Source organism: Novosphingobium marinum (assembly GCF_013408095.1).
Classification (GTDB): domain Bacteria; phylum Pseudomonadota; class Alphaproteobacteria; order Sphingomonadales; family Sphingomonadaceae; genus Novosphingobium; species Novosphingobium marinum.
Genome location: NZ_JACBZF010000001.1, coordinates 367,667 through 382,872 on the forward strand (window position 1 = coordinate 367,667; position 15,206 = coordinate 382,872).

A 15,206-nucleotide genomic window follows, 5' to 3' on the forward strand; every position below is an offset into this window, starting at 1 on the left:
TTTACGATGAAGAAGGTCATGGTTTTCGGTGCGAGCGGCTACGTGGGTGAGCACATCGCGAAGCACCTCGTTCGCAGCGGTTATGCGGTTTCGGGATTCGCGCGCTCCGAAAAGGCGGCGCAGGCCGCGCGGGCCATCGGTGCCGAGCCTGTGATGGGCGACTTGTCCGACGACGCCTCGATACCGGGCCTCGTCGAAGGCTACGATGCCGTCGTGTGGGCAGCGCAACTCATGCTCGAGGACGAGGACCGGGTTACCGGCGTCATGCTCGACACGATGGCCGGGACCGACGCCTGCTTCATCTTCACCAGCGGCACCAGCCTTATGTCGATCCCCACCGGCGGCGACTGGGACGAGCGCAGCTTCGCAGAGGACGAACCCTTCACGCCGCGCCGTCAGATCGCCCCGCGTCTGGAGATCGAAGGCAAGGTCCGCAGGGCCGCCGAGCGTGGGGTACGTGGAATCGTCGTGCGCCCGCCGCTGATCTGGGGCAACGGCGGGTGCAGGATGGTCGAGGACTTCTACCACTCTGCCCGCGCCACGGGCGCGGTTTGCCACATCGGGCGCGGCCTCAACGTCTATTCGAACGTCCATGTCGACGATCTGGCGGAGCTTTATCGGCTCGCCATCGAAAAGGGGCGGGCAGGGGCGCTCTACTTCGCCGTCAGCGGGGAAGTATCGTACGGCGTGATGGCCATGGTCATCGCGAACGAGCTCGATGTTCCGACGAGAAGCGTCAGCGTCGAAGAGGGCTGCGAGATCTGGGATCCCTTCATGGCCAAGATCGTGCTGCCCTCATGCAGCCGGCAGCGCAGCCCTCGTGCTCGCGAGGAACTGGGCTGGGCGCCGCGCGAGGATCGGCTCGACCTGCTCGAGGAATGCCGCAACCCGGTTTACCGCGAAGCCAAAGAGCGAGAGGTTCCGTCCTGGGTGCGCAAGCCGGAGAAAAGTGCATGAGCGACACCGCGACCTTGCCAGTACCCGGCCACGTCGATCCGCACCTCGTCCGTGATTTCAATTACCTGACCCACGTCGAGGGCGAAGAGCTCTGGCACTGGTGGGCGCGGCTCCACGATTATCCGGAAATATTCTATACGCCGCACAATGGCGGGCACTGGGTCGTGACCCGGCACGATACGCTGGCCGAGGTCCTTGCCGACTACGAGAGGTTTTCCTCTCGCCGCCAGACCGTTCCGGCAGCCGGCAAGCCCTTCTCGCTGCCGCCGATCGAGATCGACCCGCCGCTGCATGGCGAATTCCGGCGGCTCATCGCCCCATGGTTCACGCCCAAGGCGATGATGACGATGGAGAAGGATGCAAAATCGCTATGCATCGAACTGATCGAGGGTTTCATCGACAGGGGCGAGTGCGAGTTCGTGTCCGAATTCGCGCTCGTAATGCCCATCGGCATTTTTCTGAGCCTGGTCGATCTGCCTGCCGACGACCGGCTCGAACTGCTCGGCATCGCCGAGAAGATGGTGCGCGGAGACGAGATCGAGCAGGCGAAGGGTTTTGAAGAGGCTTTCGCCTACCTCGATGTAAAGCTCGAAGAGCGGCGCAGGAATCCCGGCAGCGACATGCTGAGCGCCATCGTGACGGGCACGATCGATGGCGGGCGGAAACTCACCGGGGAGGAAGCGCGGCTGATGGGTGCCCTGCTACTTGCCGGCGGGCTCGATACCGTGGCCGGGATGATGAGCTTCTTCGCGATGCACCTGGCCCGCCACGACGATCATCGCCGGCTCCTGGCCGAGCACCCCGATCGCATCCATTCCGCAACCGAGGAACTGATGCGCCGCCACCAGACCGCGAACATCGCCCGCGAGGTGGTAGCCGATACCGTGTACGAGGGAGTGACGATGAAGGCCGGGGACATGATCCTGACCCCGACCTCGATGGATTCCGTGGACGACCGCCAGTACGACGATCCCCTGACCGTCGATTTCGATCGCAAGAACAAGCGCAGCCTGGTTTTCGGCAACGGTCCTCACCAGTGCATCGGAGCATTCCTTGCGCGCACCGAATTGCGCGTGTTCCTCAGGGAGTGGCTGGCGCGGATCCCGGAATTCGAGATCAAGCCGGGGGAAGTGCCGAGGGTATTCTCCGGTCGTGCGAACACGGTGAATTACCTCCCGCTCCAGTGGCCCTCGTAGGCGGCGGCTCATGACCTATCCGACCGAAGTAACCTGCGATCACACGGGCACCGTCTTCCCGGTGAGTCTCGATGAACTCGAAGCGGGCGGCGCGGCTATGCTCACTCGCCTGTTCCATTCCATCGGCTCGCTTGCTCCAGACAATTCCGTCGCGGCGATCACCCGGTGGGAGGAGTTCTTCGGCGGGGGAATGGGCCGCAAGGTCGTCTTCGACGTTCGCTACGATAAGCCGACCGACCGACCCACCGAGCTCTTTGCCAAGTTCACCCGCGAGTTCGGAGATCCTCTGCGCGACCTCTTTTCGCCCGTCATGGATCCAGAGGTGCGCTTCGCACTGCTCTCGCGCCGTTCGGAGTTTCCCCTCAACGTTCCGGAATGCATGTTCGCCGGGTACAGCGCGGCGGACAAGACCGGTTTGCTCATCACGAGCCGCGTTCCTTACGGGCGCGGCGGCGTGCTTCACGCGATGGACAAGGCGGTCGACTACGAGCACGATGATCTGCTGCCGGTTTACGAGGCCCAGACCCGCGCGATTGCGGCGCTCGCAGCCTTTCACAAATCGGGTAGGTTCGAAGGCGAAGTCGAAGAGGCATTCCCCTTCGATCCTTCGAACGAGAAGTTGCTTCAGGTCATTCCCTTCGACCGGGCACAACTCGACGAGAAGCTTGCGATCCTGCGGGATTTTGCGGACCGTGCTCCGCAATTGCTTCCCGATGGTCTGGCCGACTCCGCCTTTCTGGACGCGTTCGCCGATGGAGCGCGACGCGTTCTTGGGAAGGAGCGGTCGATCTGGCAACGCATCTATTCGCATGACGATGCGATCGCTCTGATTCACTGGAACATGAATCCCGACAATGCCTGGTTCTGGCGCGGTGACGACGGGACGATGCAATCGGGACAACTCGACTGGGGCGGTGTTGGTCAGGGCAACATCGCGCAATCGTACTACGGCATGTATTGCGCGGCAGAGACCGGTTTCATCGCCAGGCACGACGCGCACCTCCAGTCGCTCCTGCTCGCCGAGTATGCGGCGAAGGGCGGGCCCGCGCTCGATGCATCCCGCTTCGACGAGGACGTTAGCCTGGCGATAGCGGTACTCGGATCAGCCTGGATGCTCGACGCGCCATCGCTCCTTGCCAATGAGATTCCGGATTTCGAGAAGCTGGAGGATCGGGCCGATGCGAGGCTGAGGCAGCTTTTCATTCCGCGAGCCCAGCTTCAGCTCATGCGGGTTTTCCTTTCCGAATGGCGACGCAAGGATATTGGGGCGCTGATCGAAAAGGTCGGCTGAGCGTCGATTGAGCTTCAGGCAGTCCGCTCGTCCCATGTCTGATTGAAGTGCCGGTGAATCGGCTCTTCGCCAGCGAAGTGGTCGAGCGCCGCTGCGATCTTTGGAGGCACCTCGAAGCTTGCCGGATCGAAGCCGGGCATCACCAGGTGACGCAGGCGCGGCAGAATGAACCGCATCTGCCTGCGCTTGAGCATTCGCTCACGCTGCACGGAGGCGCTGCGCTCTTCTTCCGAAAGTGTCTCGCGCCACTGCCTGAGCACGACTGCTGCGGCGCGGTCGAAATAGTGGCCGACGTGCCAGAACGAATAGGCGAGGGCGGATACGCGAACTAGCCAGTTCCCCGAGATGGCGTGGAATGCGTCGTGACAAACGCTGCGATGCTCGAACTCCTCGGCGACATGCCACAGGAAAAGGTTCGCCCCCCGCGCATCGGCGCCTTCGAACAGGTCGTCGCAATGCTGGAAAAGGTAGAGTGCAGAGAACGTCGCCGTGTTCTCGAATCCGGCACAGAATGCCATGTTGAAGGCGAGCGATCGGTTCTTGCGAAGCTTCCTCAGATCCTCGACCAGTTCCGCGACGATCGCTTCCAGCTCCGGATTGTCATCGCCCAGCAGCCGCCGGTTGAAATCCGTATGATAGCGCGCATGTGTCGCTTCCTGCCTGATGAACAGGTCCAGCGTTTCGCGGAGCTCCGGGCGCGAACCGCAATGCTCGTCACGCACTTCCTTCGCGACATTGTTCAGGAAGTGCTCGTAGTACGGAATGCAGATCGAGGAGCCGTTGTTGTAGAGCGCGAATTCCGGAACGCGCGACCACACCAGTGGCGTCGACCGCTGGTCCAGTTCCGGTTTGCGAACGGTAAGCATCGCTGGGTACCCCTTTCGGGTGTCAGGCGTCCTCGAATTTTTCCGGCTCGAATGCCCGGATGTCGAGGTAGTCGGAATAGCGCACGATCTTGCCGTCACGTGCCTGCAACGCGCCCATGATCTTCACGCTGTGCCGCTCAGGGCCCTCGCCCCAGAGGTGATCGATGCGCTCGGTCAGCACCGTATCGCCCTCGGACATGATGTTGATCATTTCCACCCGTCCGTAAGGCATGTTTGTGATATCGTTGTACTTGCGCAGATGCTCCATGATCGCCGGCTTGCCTGCCACGTCCGGCATGCCGGTGTTCTGCCACACCGCATCCTCGGCAATCCATTTTTCGAAAGAGCCGACGAACCCGGTCTCCCAGTCGGAGAAAAAGGCCTCGACGACCTGTCGTGCAGTCAATTGCGACATCATCCATCTCCTCTTCAAAACATGTATCGCACTCTTCGATGCATCGCATCCGGTTGTTGCAGGCCGCACGTCGGCTCAGCGCATCCTTGCGAAGCAGGTCCTCAATTCGTTGACGAACAACTCCGGCTGTTCGAATGCGGCGAAATGCCCTCCACGATCGGGCTCGTTCCAGTAGACGATGTTCGAGAACACGCTTTCTGCCCACTTGCGCGGTGCCTGGATAATCTCTTTCGGGAAAATGCTCAGGCCGACGGGCAGATCGACCGTGATGGGCCGGAAACTCCCCATGCTCTCGAAGTAGAGGCGGGCAGACGATGCGCCCGTGTTCGTCAGCCAGTACAGAGTTATGTTGTCCAGCATCCGGTCGCGCGAAAAGATGGTTTCGGGATCGCCGTTGCAATCGCTCCACCGCTGGAATTTCTCGTAGATCCACGCGGCCTGGCCAGCCGGTGCATCGGCCAGCAGGTAACCCAGGGTCTGGGGCCTCGTCGCCTGCAGTCGCGCATAAGCCGACTCGACATTCTGGAAGTGATCCAGCTTCTCGACCGCCTTTACCTCGTCGGGGTCGAGCTCCTCGTCGAGTGTCGCCGGTCTTGCCGATAGCATGTTTAGGTGGATGCCCAGAAGGCCATCGGGGGCCAGCCGGCCGAGCTGGATGGTGACAGCCGAACCCCAGTCCCCTCCCTGGGCGACGAAACGATCGTAGCCTAGTCGCGAAACGAGTTCAGCCCACGCCCGCGCGATACGTTCCACGCCCCAGCCCGCTTCTGCAGGCCTGCCGGAGAAACCGTAGCCAGGTAGCGAGGGGATGATGAGGTGGAAGGCCTCGTTCGCCGATCCCCCGTGACTTTCGGGATCAGTCAGGGGCTCGATGACATCGAGGAATTCGAGGATAGATCCCGGCCATCCGTGCGTCAGGACCAGAGGCAACGCGTTTTCGTGACGCGACCTGACGTGCATGAAATGAACATCGAGGCCGTCGATCGTCGTGCGGTACTGACCGTGGCGATTGAGCAGGTCCTCGCATGCTCGCCAGTCGTACCCGTCCCGCCAGTAGGCGACGAGGTCCTTCATCCGGGAAAGGGGGACGCCCTGCACCCAGCCATCCACCGTTTCGTCCTCGGGGAAGCGCGTGCGGTCCAGCCTTTCGCGCAGGTCGTCGAGGTCGGCCTGCGGCACCGCGATCTGATAGGGTTCTATTCTGGACAAGTGGAACTCCGACAGGGCCGGCGCGATCTTGCGCCGGCGCACTATCGGCCAACCAGGCCAGCAGGTCCAGTCGTATGCTAGCGAATTTTCGTTCGCGGATTCGGAGGCCGCAGGAAACGCGCTTGCGTGTCGGCGCGCGCGGTGAAACCGTTACGCGAGACGCTCCTCCAGTACCTGATGGAAGAAGCGGATGCGGCTTTCCTGATAGCGCCCCAGCGTCACACCGGGCACATCCTCGGGCCATTGCTTCATGCCTTGCTGCACCATCGGCATGTTGAAGTCGTCCTGATCGAAGATTTCGCCCATCGCGCCGATGTGCGGCTCGAAGGGATCGTCGGGTCCGAGTTCGATGATCGCCGGAGCGGCAGGGGTCGGGGCGCCATCGGGCAAGCGCACGAGCATCCACGCGTCCATGTAGCACGTATCGGCCGAGTCCTGATCGGGCCGGAACGTGTACGTCAGCGGCAGGCCCTCGCCAAGCCACGGGCAGAAGTTCGGGAACAGCCAGTACTGGATGGAATCGAGCACCATTGCATCGGACAGCGCCGAGTAATCCGCGCCGGTCATCTCGGCGAGTTTTTCGCGGCGCCACTCGGCAAGGCTCGCCCGGTCGGTGATGTTCTCGGGCAGGGGCGGGAGTTCGTCCATGCGCAGGCCGTTGAGCAAGGCCCACTGCACCTCGAGCGCTTCCTTCGTCGAGCCGTTCCGGGCGTGATGGCTCGGCACGGCGGTCGGCGTGATCGAGCGGCTGTAGGCCGCATCGCCCTCCTGCCATACGTCGTATTGCGTGCCGTGCTCGCTCACCGAGGGCAGCGCCTGCGGGTGGGTCATGGCGAGGTGGTAGGCTTCGAGGAAGGCCTCCATCGCGACTTTCCAGTTAGAGCGGATCGTCTTGCGGACGTGCCAGAGCGTGAAGCGCCGGTCGAGCGGCCAGTCGGCGAAATGCATGTCGATGCCGCCAAGGTGATCGGCCAGCGAACCGGCATCTCGGTCGGGGTTGATGAAAACGAAGCCGTTCCAGCGGCCAACCCTCGCTTCGCGCAGGTCGTGGCTGCCGTCCTGGACGGTAGGAAAGTCCCACTTGCCGGGAAATCCCTTCAGCGAACCGTCGATGCTCCACGTCCAGGCGTGATACGGACAGCGAAAGGATTCCGCTCCCTTGCCGCTGCAGTCGACCAGTTCGCGACCGCGGTGGAGGCAGACATTGCGGAAGGCCTTGATTTCCTCGGGCGCGGTCCGCACCACGACGAACGACAAGCCCGCGATCCGGTAGACGAGGTGGTCGCCGACATCGGGAATCTCCTCCTCGCGGCAGGCGACCTGCCAGGTCTTCTTCCAGACCTTTTCGACTTCGCGCCGGTGGTAGTCGTGCGAGGTGTAGCGCTGCGCGGGGATCGGCTCGTCGCCGAGAAACGGCGAGTTCTCCTTGCACAGCGATGGTTCGACGGTGTGACTGTCAGCCTCGGCGAGCGCGCGCCAGGTAGGGGAAAGGTCCGTACCGAAACCCTTGAGATAGTCTTGTTCGCGTTCGACCTTGGTTGCCATTTTCCGACTCCTCTTTCTCGAGCCAGATTACGGCGCGCCAAAACGCGGCTCTTTGACGCCGGTCAAATTGATGCGCATGCGTCCCTTTTTCTTGGGGACCTTCCGGTACTATCGAGCGTGTTCGGGTGGAGGAATGTCGTGGGCGAGCTCGCCGGGATCGAAGTACTCGCGCCATTCGCAGATCAGTCCGTCGCGCAGGCGGAAAATGCCCATCAGCTTTACGGACTTCCACACTCCGTTCATTCTCACGCGATCGGTACGCTCGTTGATGACCAGATCGCCTTCGCCGATCTGGTTGTGCGTGATCCAGTCCGATTCCTCGACGCCGAGAGACTTCAGGCTTTCCATGACCGCCTCGCGCCCGTGATACGGTTCCCACGGCATGTTCTGGTAAGCGATATCCTCGGCAAGCAGGCTTTCGATCGTCGTCCAGTCCAGTTCGTTCCATGCATCGATGAAGGCAGTGACCACGGCCTTGTTGTCCATCTTGCTCTCTCCCTCGCAACAGTTCGCCCGCAGTATAGCAGGGCAGCAGACACGGCCAGACAGGACCGCGTCAGGCCGCAATTTGAAGGCGCCGGCGGTCGCAGAGGAATCTTCTTGTAAGTTGACCTTGGTCAACAACCGCCGGTCGGACCGGTCCTATCGATACCGGGCATTATCTCACCGAGAGGAGACGTTCAGTGGCCGAAGACGATCCGCGCGGGAAGTTCACCGTGTCGCGCTGCCCCGGGCCGGGCTGGGAAGATATCCTGAAGGACGACGACATCGCGCCGCCGCCGTTCATGTCCGAGGATCGGTATCGCTACCTCGGCTCCGAGGCGATCGACGCCGCGCGCTACTACGATCCCGAATTCTTCAAGCTGGAATGCGAGAAGATGTGGCCGAACGTCTGGCAGTTCGTTGCGCGCGAAGAGGACATGCCCGAGCCGGGTGATTACGTTACGTATGACAATGCCGGGCGCTCGTTTCTCGTGGTGCGGCAGGACGACGGTTCGGTCCGCGCGTTCCACAACGTCTGCCTTCACCGGGGGCGCAAGCTCAAGACCGACAGCGGCAGCGCCGACCAGTTCGTCTGCCCGTTCCACGGCTTTGCCTGGAACAAGGACGGAGCGCTCAAGAACATTCCGTGCCGCTGGGACTTCGGGCACCTGACCGACGAGAAGATGCAGCTTCCCGAAGCCACCGTGGCGCAGTGGGGGGGCTACATCTTCCTGCGCGAGAACCCGGAAGGTCCCTCGATCGAGGAATGGCTCGATCCGCTGCCCGAATTCTTCACCGAATGGCGTCACGAGGACTGCGCGACCGTCGCGTGGGTCGGCAAGGTGGTGAACGCCAACTGGAAGATCGTGATGGAAGCTTTCATGGAAAGCTACCACGCCTACGTCACGCATCCGCAGCTCATGCCGTTCACCGGCGACGCGAACGCCGCATACCATGTGCTCGGCGACAATGTGAACGTGAACTACACGCCGTTCGGGACGATGTCCCCGCACGTACAGAACAGCCAGCTGCCGCAGCAATGGATCGTCGACGAATTCGTCAAGTACAATGGCCGCTCCGCCGACAATTACGATCCCGAAAAGGACGAGATGAACCTGCAGGTGCCCGACGGCCTCACTGCCCGGCAGGCACTTGGGCAGGCGATGCGCGATTCCTCGGCGCGGGCATTCGGCGGCGATTACAGCGGGGTCTCGGAATCCGAGCTGCTCGACGCGCTCGTCTACAACGTGTTCCCCAACTTCGCGCCTTGGGGCGGCTTCATGCCCAACATCGTCTATCGCTGGCGGCCGTGGCCCGACCAGGACCGCTGCCTGATGGAAGTGCGCGTCATCGCGCGCGTGCCCGAAGGCCAACCGCGCCCGACCGGTGTCGAAATGCATCTCCTGTCCGATGACGAATGCTGGTCCGACGCGCCCGAACTGGGCGTTCTCGGCGGCGTGGTCGATCAGGACATGGAGAACATGGAACTGACCCATCAGGGGCTGCAGGCCTCGAAGAACCAGCGCGTCGAACTCGGCGACTACCAGGAAGTGCGCATCCGCCACTTTCACCAGGCGCTCGACCGCTATGTGAAGGACTGAGACCATGACCGAACTTTTCAAGAAGTACGGCGACATCGCCGAACGCGTGATGCATTTCGTCGAGACCAGGACGACCGACCAGGCACCGGACATCATGCGCGTGCCGGTTTCGAACTACCTCGATCCGGATCGCTGGCAGCGCGAGAAGGACCGCGTCTTCAAGCGGCTTCCCCTGATGCTGGCGCTCAGTGTCGAACTGCCCGAGCCGAACGACTACAAGGCATCGCAGGTGATGGACATGCCCGTGCTCATCACGCGCGGAAAGGACGGCAAGGCGCGCGCATTCCTCAACGTGTGCAAGCATCGCGCCGCGCATCTCGCGCCCGACGGCAAGGGCAACTGTTCGCGCTTCGCATGCCCCTACCACGGCTGGACCTACGCCAACGACGGCAAGCTGATCGGTATCGCCGAAGGCAGCACGTTCGGTGAGGTCGATCGCTCGACCCTGCACATGACCGAGCTGCCCTGCGACGAGGCGGCGGGCATGATCTTCGTGATCCTGACGCCGGGCCTCGACATCGACGCCAGGGCGTGGATGGGCGGCATGTATGAGGATTTCGCGGCGCTGGGCCTCGAGAACTGGTACTATCACAAGTCGCGCGAGATGCGCGGTGCCAACTGGAAGGTCGCCTACGACGGATACCTCGAAGGCTATCACTTCCAGGCCGCGCACACGAATACGGTTGCCCCGCGCTCGCCTTCGAACCGGGCGCACTACGAAGGGTTCGGCCCTCATATCCGGCTCGCGTTCCCGCAGATTTCGATCACGCAACTGAAGGATTTGCCGCGCGAGGAGTGGGGCGGCCACGAGAACGACGGGTACGACTTCATCCGGATGCTGTTCCCGAACTTCGCGTTCTTCCTTGCGCCGGAGATGTGCCAGTTCGCGCAGCTCTTTCCGGGCGATGCTCCGGACAGGAACGTGACGGTCATGAACTACATCTTTCCCAGGAAGCCGGAGACCGACGAGGATCTCCAGCGCCTCGACGAAATGTGCGACTTCTTCTTCAATGTGGTGGAGGAGGAAGACTACATGCTCGGGCTGCAGGTGCAGAACGGCCTGGAGTCGGGAGCGATGACCCACCAGACCTTCGGTCGCAACGAACCGGGCAACCAGTTCTTCCACAAGTGGCTGGACTACTACCTCGACGAAACCGGCGAGACTCCGAAACCCGTCATGAAAGGGTAGGGTTTCAGCGAGAGCGGCGAAACTGGCGCGGCACCACGGGTTGCCGCGCCATCGCTCTTGTCTCCGGTCCGCCCAGGCGCGCGGCCGGCAAGGCCGCTTCGTTACCCGCGCACCTGAGGATGGTTGCCCTGCGGTCTACGCCACCTTCAGGACGAGCTTGCCGTCCTTGTCGCCGCTGAACAGGCGCATGAAGGTTTCGTATGCGTTTTCGATGCCCTCGTAGATGTCCTCGTCGATACGCATCCTGCCTTCGGCCATCCACTCGGCAATCTGCGCGCCGCCTTCGGGGAAGCGGTCGGCATAGTCCATGATCAGGAAACCGTGGATCGTTGCCCGTTGGGTGAGGATGCGCCAGAGGCCCTGCAGCCCGTGCTTCTCGACCGAGTTGTACTCGCTGATAAGGCCGCACAGGACGACGCGGGCGTAATGCGCCAGGTTCATCACCTCGGCTTCCATTACTTCGCCGCCCACGTTCTCGAACACGATGTCGAGCCCGTCGGGAGCAGCCTTCGCTATTTCCTTCGCGAGAGCATGACGGTCCTTGCCGCGATAATCGATCGCGAAATCGAAGCCGTAGTCGTCGATCAGGCGCTTGCACTTGTCAGGACCGCCCGCGATGCCGATGACCTTGCAACCGTGGATCTTGCCGATCTGGCCGACCACCGAGCCGACTGCTCCCGCGGCGCCCGACACGCACAGGACTTCGCCTTCCTTCGGCTTGGCCACCTCCATCATGGCGAAATAGGCGGTCAGCGAAACCGCACCCATCGCGGAAAGAAAGCGGGCCGGGCTGTCGACCATCGTCGGATCGATCTTGGCGGTGAAATGCTCGGGTACGACAGACGAGAATTCCTCGATGCCGTTGAGACCCATGACCCACTGCCCGACCTCGTAGTCCGGGTTGTCGCTCGCATGCACGACGCCGACGGAGGTCGCGCGCACCGGATCGCCAAGCGGAATGGGCGGCATGTAGCTGGGCGCATCGTCCATCCAGCCGCGCTGCGCCGGATCGAGCGAGATGTAGTGATTGCGCATTACGAAGCCCCCGGCAGGCGGGGAAGGCACGTCCTCGGTCACGAGGTCGAAATCCTCGGGAACGGGATCGCCCTTGGGTCGGCGCTTGAGAAGGAATCTACGGTTCTGCATTTTACACTCTCCCGACTGTTGCGCAGATGTGACCATGCTCTGCCAATCGCCGCGACCTGTCAAAAGTGGCAGCTAGAGCGGTTTTCCGCGTCCTGTAGGGCGGCGCGGGGCCGAAATTTCGGCAGGTTGTTGCTCAGGGAGGGGTTTATGCGAAAGAATTTCGCTCGTCGTCTGGTATCCGTTGCACTTGCAAGCAGTGCCATTTCCATCGCCGCGCCGGCGCTCGCGCAGGAAGTCGACACCGATACGGTCACCGATCCGGAAGGGCCTACGAACGTTGGCGGTCCGATCGCCCAGTCCGCGAACGAGATCATCGTCACCGCGCGTCGTCGTAACGAGTCGCTCCAGGAAACGCCTGTCGCGGTCACCGCCATCAATGCCGCCATGCTCGAGAATAAGGGCACGCTGAACATTGGCGAGCTGCAGGGCCAGGCTCCGAACCTGCTCATCACGCAGCAGGCAGCGGGCGCATCGGCGGCCAACCTTTCCATCCGTGGCCTGACCTACGCCGACGTCGAGAAATCGCAGGAGCCGACAGTCGGCGTGGTCGTCGACGGCGTGTTCCTCGGCACCAGCACCGGCCAGTTTCTCGACTTCTTCGACGTCGAGCAGATCGAAGTCCTTCGCGGTCCGCAGGGAACGCTCTTCGGCCGCAACACCATCGGCGGCGTCATCAACATCCGCCGGACGCGTCCGACCATGGAACTGGGCGGCAAGTTCGAATACCAGCGTTCGAAGTTCAACACCGAAGCGATCCGCGCGGTCATGAACTTCGGGCTTGCGGACGGCATGATCGGCATCAAGCCTTTCTGGTTCCGCTCGGAATCGGACGGCTTCTACACCCAGGCCCAGACCGGTGAGCGTCGCGGCGGCTACAAGAACGACACGTATGGCGTCGCCATCGCCGTCCAGCCGTCCGACAACTTCGACATCCTGATCACCGGCGAGAAGCTGGAATCGACTTACGACCCGGTCACCGTCAGCATTGCGCGTACCGGCGAACTGTTCTGCGATTTCGTTCCCGCCGAGGAGTGCAACCGGAACACGACGACCGATCTGTACACGACCTTCCTCGGCGACCAGGGCGGCAAGTACTCCGCCCCTGCGCTGACGGTCGAGGCGAACCTAGAAGTCGCCGACATCAAGTTCACCTCGGTGACCGGCTATCGCAAGTCGAGCGAGAACCAGCTTCAGGACTTCGACACCTATTCGGTCGATCTCTATGTCGGTCGCCGTATCCAGAGCTACGAGCAGTTCAGCCAGGAGCTTCGCGCCTCGGGCGACTTCGGCTCGCGCTTCGACTACGTCGTCGGCCTGTACTACTTCAAGAGCGACTACAGCCTCACGCAGTACACCAAGGTCTTCGGATTTTCCGAGGGTGTCGATCCGCGTGACTTCGACTCCGATCCCCAGCTCGTCGACGGCGGCGTCAAGAGCTACGCCGTCTTCGGCGACTTCAACTGGGAGTTCATCGACCGCTTCCGCCTCTCGTTCGGCGGTCGCTACACGCACGACAAGAAGTACCTCAACAACGGCTTCCTGCTTTCGGGCCTGATCGGTGAAGGTCGCGACACCTTCAAGAAGTTCACCCCGAAGGTCGGCATCGACTTCCGTCCGAACGACGACCTGATGTTCTACGCGAGCTGGTCGCAGGGTTTCCGCTCGGGTGGTTTCAGCCCGCGCGCCCAGACGGCCGAGACCGCAGCTCTCTCGTTCAGCCCCGAGGTCGTCGACAGCTACGAAGTCGGTGCGAAGATGGAACTGTTCGACCGGCTTCTGGCATTCAACATCGCCGGCTTCGTCTCGAAGTACGACGGGCTCCAGCAGAACACCACGATCCCCGGCGGTCCGACCGGCAACCAGACGATCACCTCGAACGTCGGTTCGGCCACCATCAAGGGTATCGAGGCAGACTTCACGGTGACGCCGACCTACGGCCTGCGCATCAACGGTGCGATCGGCTGGCTCGACGCCGAGTTCGACGACTTCATCGCGGGCAACACGCTTGACGGTGCGACGCTGCTGCCGTTCGATTATTCGAACAACGAGCCGATCTACAGCCCGGACCTGACCGCTTCGTTCGGTGCCACCTACACGCAGCCGGTTGGTGCGGCAGAGCTCGTCGCTTCGGTGAACTACCGCTTCATCGACCGCTACGACCAGCAGATCTCGCTGGGCGGTGTGACGGGCGACCTCGTCAATGGGCCGGTCGTCGTGACCGGCAACGCGCCTCAGGTCCGCACCGATAAGCAGAACCTGCTCGATGCCAGCCTGACCGTGAACTTCGAACTTGGCGGTACGGTCGAGGCCTATGCGACGGCCTTTGCCCGCAACCTGCTCGACGATCGCGGCATGACTTCGGGCTTCACTGTTGCGGGTCTGTGGTCGTTCGCCACCGCTCGCGAGCCGCGCACCTACGGTTTCACCGTCGGCATGCGGTTCTAGGAAACGTCACCGAAGGGGGGACGGAAGGGGCGCTGCCGAAAGGTCGCGCCCCTTTTCCTTTAATTCTGACCGAAGGAGAAAATTCATGGGTAGGCTCGAAGGCAAGATCACGCTGGTGACCGGCGGCGCCTCGGTTCCCGGGCTGGGCAGTGCGACGGCGCGACGCTTCGCGGAAGAAGGCGCGGTCGTGTACGTCACCGACCTCGACGGGGAGGGCGTCGAGAAGGTTGCCGCCTCGATCCGCGATTCCGGCGGAAGTGCCACGGCCATGAGGCACGACGTCACCAGCGAAGCCGACTGGGATGCGGTCATGTCCGCAATCGTCGGCGAGCACGGACGTCTGGACGGCCTGGTGAACAATGCGGGGATCGCCGTGCTTCGCCCGATCGAGGCGTTCACCACGGCCGACTGGGAAAAGCAGATGCGGGTCAACATGGACAGCGTCTTTTTCGGAACGCAGCGCGCGGTGAAGGTCATGCGCGAAGTGGGCAAGGGCGGCTCGATCGTAAATCTTTCCTCCACCGCAGGGCTTGTCGGCGTGCCGATGTGCGGTGCCTACGCAGCCGCCAAGGGCGGGGTGCGCATGTTCTCGAAGACCATCGCGATGGAGTGCGCGCGCGACCAGATCCGGGTCAACTCTCTTCATCCGGGGATGATCGACACCAACATGCAGAACGTGGCGCGCACCGACAATCCTGACGGCTTCAAGGAGATCGTCGCAGCGATCCCGATGGGTCGAATGGGCCTTCCCGAGGACATTGCGAACATGGCGCTTTTCCTCGTTTCGGATGAAGGCAACTACATCACCGGCGCTGAACTCGTGGTCGACGGCGGCGCGACGGCGCAGTGAGCAGGGTGATAGC

The 15,206-nt window shown here is 62.4% G+C and carries 13 protein-coding genes; 7 read left to right on the forward strand and 6 right to left on the reverse strand.

Annotated elements, in window-relative coordinates; all coding sequences use genetic code 11:
- Nucleotides 1-6 precede the first annotated feature (6 nt).
- The 3 genes from FHS75_RS01770 to FHS75_RS01780 are packed head-to-tail and all read left to right on the forward strand — an operon-like array spanning nucleotide 7 to nucleotide 3,444.
- Nucleotides 7-957: an NAD-dependent epimerase/dehydratase family protein gene (locus FHS75_RS01770; RefSeq protein WP_179406005.1), complete on the forward strand. Its 951-nt coding sequence runs from the start codon at nucleotides 7-9 to the stop codon at nucleotides 955-957.
- Nucleotides 954-2,153 (forward strand): cytochrome P450, encoded by a 1,200-nt coding sequence (locus FHS75_RS01775; protein WP_179406006.1) that lies wholly within the window; start codon nucleotides 954-956, stop codon nucleotides 2,151-2,153. Before FHS75_RS01770 ends, FHS75_RS01775 begins: the two co-directional genes overlap by 4 nt.
- Before the next feature lie 10 nt (nucleotides 2,154-2,163).
- On the forward strand, nucleotides 2,164-3,444 hold the full coding sequence (locus FHS75_RS01780) for a hypothetical protein (RefSeq protein ID WP_179406007.1): 1,281 nt from the start codon (nucleotides 2,164-2,166) through the stop codon (nucleotides 3,442-3,444).
- A 14-nt stretch (nucleotides 3,445-3,458) separates the two neighbouring features.
- On the opposite strand, the gene FHS75_RS01785 is transcribed toward FHS75_RS01780, so the two are convergent.
- The 5 genes from FHS75_RS01785 to FHS75_RS01805 all read right to left on the reverse strand — a co-directional run bounded on the left by FHS75_RS01785 (nucleotide 3,459) and on the right by FHS75_RS01805 (nucleotide 7,965).
- A complete protein-coding gene (locus tag FHS75_RS01785; protein ID WP_179406008.1) occupies nucleotides 3,459-4,310 on the reverse strand; it encodes a metal-dependent hydrolase in 852 nt (283 codons plus the stop codon).
- Nucleotides 4,311-4,332: 22 nt separating this feature from the next.
- Complete coding sequence (locus tag FHS75_RS01790) at nucleotides 4,333-4,725, reverse strand: nuclear transport factor 2 family protein (RefSeq protein ID WP_179406009.1); 393 nt, start codon at nucleotides 4,723-4,725, stop codon at nucleotides 4,333-4,335.
- 75 nt (nucleotides 4,726-4,800) lie between these two features.
- On the reverse strand, nucleotides 4,801-5,934 hold the full coding sequence (locus FHS75_RS01795; RefSeq protein ID WP_179406010.1) for an epoxide hydrolase family protein: 1,134 nt from the start codon (nucleotides 5,932-5,934) through the stop codon (nucleotides 4,801-4,803).
- Between the two features lie 150 nt (nucleotides 5,935-6,084).
- Nucleotides 6,085-7,479 carry an aromatic ring-hydroxylating oxygenase subunit alpha gene (locus FHS75_RS01800; protein WP_179406011.1) on the reverse strand — a complete coding sequence of 465 codons (1,395 nt, stop codon included), beginning with the start codon at nucleotides 7,477-7,479 and terminating at the stop codon, nucleotides 6,085-6,087.
- A 108-nt stretch (nucleotides 7,480-7,587) separates the two neighbouring features.
- Complete coding sequence (locus tag FHS75_RS01805; protein WP_179406012.1) at nucleotides 7,588-7,965, reverse strand: limonene-1,2-epoxide hydrolase family protein; 378 nt, start codon at nucleotides 7,963-7,965, stop codon at nucleotides 7,588-7,590.
- A gap of 197 nt (nucleotides 7,966-8,162) precedes the next feature.
- Between FHS75_RS01805 and FHS75_RS01810 the strand changes: the two genes are divergently transcribed.
- Nucleotides 8,163-9,563, forward strand: coding sequence for an aromatic ring-hydroxylating oxygenase subunit alpha (locus FHS75_RS01810; RefSeq protein WP_179406013.1), 1,401 nt, complete (start codon nucleotides 8,163-8,165; stop codon nucleotides 9,561-9,563).
- 4 nt (nucleotides 9,564-9,567) lie between these two features.
- Nucleotides 9,568-10,752, forward strand: coding sequence for an aromatic ring-hydroxylating oxygenase subunit alpha (locus FHS75_RS01815; protein ID WP_179406014.1), 1,185 nt, complete (start codon nucleotides 9,568-9,570; stop codon nucleotides 10,750-10,752).
- A gap of 135 nt (nucleotides 10,753-10,887) precedes the next feature.
- Here the strand turns inward: FHS75_RS01815 and FHS75_RS01820 are convergent, their stop codons facing one another.
- Nucleotides 10,888-11,898 (reverse strand): NADP-dependent oxidoreductase, encoded by a 1,011-nt coding sequence (locus FHS75_RS01820; protein ID WP_179406015.1) that lies wholly within the window; start codon nucleotides 11,896-11,898, stop codon nucleotides 10,888-10,890.
- Between the two features lie 147 nt (nucleotides 11,899-12,045).
- Between FHS75_RS01820 and FHS75_RS01825 the strand changes: the two genes are divergently transcribed.
- The gene (locus FHS75_RS01825; protein ID WP_179406016.1) at nucleotides 12,046-14,343 is read left to right on the forward strand and encodes a TonB-dependent receptor; all 2,298 of its coding nucleotides are present in this window, start codon (nucleotides 12,046-12,048) and stop codon (nucleotides 14,341-14,343) included.
- A gap of 85 nt (nucleotides 14,344-14,428) precedes the next feature.
- Complete coding sequence (locus tag FHS75_RS01830) at nucleotides 14,429-15,193, forward strand: SDR family NAD(P)-dependent oxidoreductase (RefSeq protein WP_179406017.1); 765 nt, start codon at nucleotides 14,429-14,431, stop codon at nucleotides 15,191-15,193.
- The last annotated feature ends 13 nt before the right edge of the window (nucleotides 15,194-15,206 follow it).

Coding starts and splice junctions, on each gene's coding strand:
- FHS75_RS01770 (WP_179406005.1), top strand. CDS start 7: ATGAAGAAGGTCATGGTTTTCGGTGCGAGCGGCTACGTGGGTGAGCAC.
- FHS75_RS01775 (WP_179406006.1), top strand. CDS start 954: ATGAGCGACACCGCGACCTTGCCAGTACCCGGCCACGTCGATCCGCAC.
- FHS75_RS01780 (WP_179406007.1), top strand. CDS start 2,164: ATGACCTATCCGACCGAAGTAACCTGCGATCACACGGGCACCGTCTTC.
- FHS75_RS01785 (WP_179406008.1), bottom strand. CDS start 4,310: ATGCTTACCGTTCGCAAACCGGAACTGGACCAGCGGTCGACGCCACTG.
- FHS75_RS01790 (WP_179406009.1), bottom strand. CDS start 4,725: ATGTCGCAATTGACTGCACGACAGGTCGTCGAGGCCTTTTTCTCCGAC.
- FHS75_RS01800 (WP_179406011.1), bottom strand. CDS start 7,479: ATGGCAACCAAGGTCGAACGCGAACAAGACTATCTCAAGGGTTTCGGT.
- FHS75_RS01805 (WP_179406012.1), bottom strand. CDS start 7,965: ATGGACAACAAGGCCGTGGTCACTGCCTTCATCGATGCATGGAACGAA.
- FHS75_RS01815 (WP_179406014.1), top strand. CDS start 9,568: ATGACCGAACTTTTCAAGAAGTACGGCGACATCGCCGAACGCGTGATG.
- FHS75_RS01820 (WP_179406015.1), bottom strand. CDS start 11,898: ATGCAGAACCGTAGATTCCTTCTCAAGCGCCGACCCAAGGGCGATCCC.
- FHS75_RS01825 (WP_179406016.1), top strand. CDS start 12,046: ATGCGAAAGAATTTCGCTCGTCGTCTGGTATCCGTTGCACTTGCAAGC.
- FHS75_RS01830 (WP_179406017.1), top strand. CDS start 14,429: ATGGGTAGGCTCGAAGGCAAGATCACGCTGGTGACCGGCGGCGCCTCG.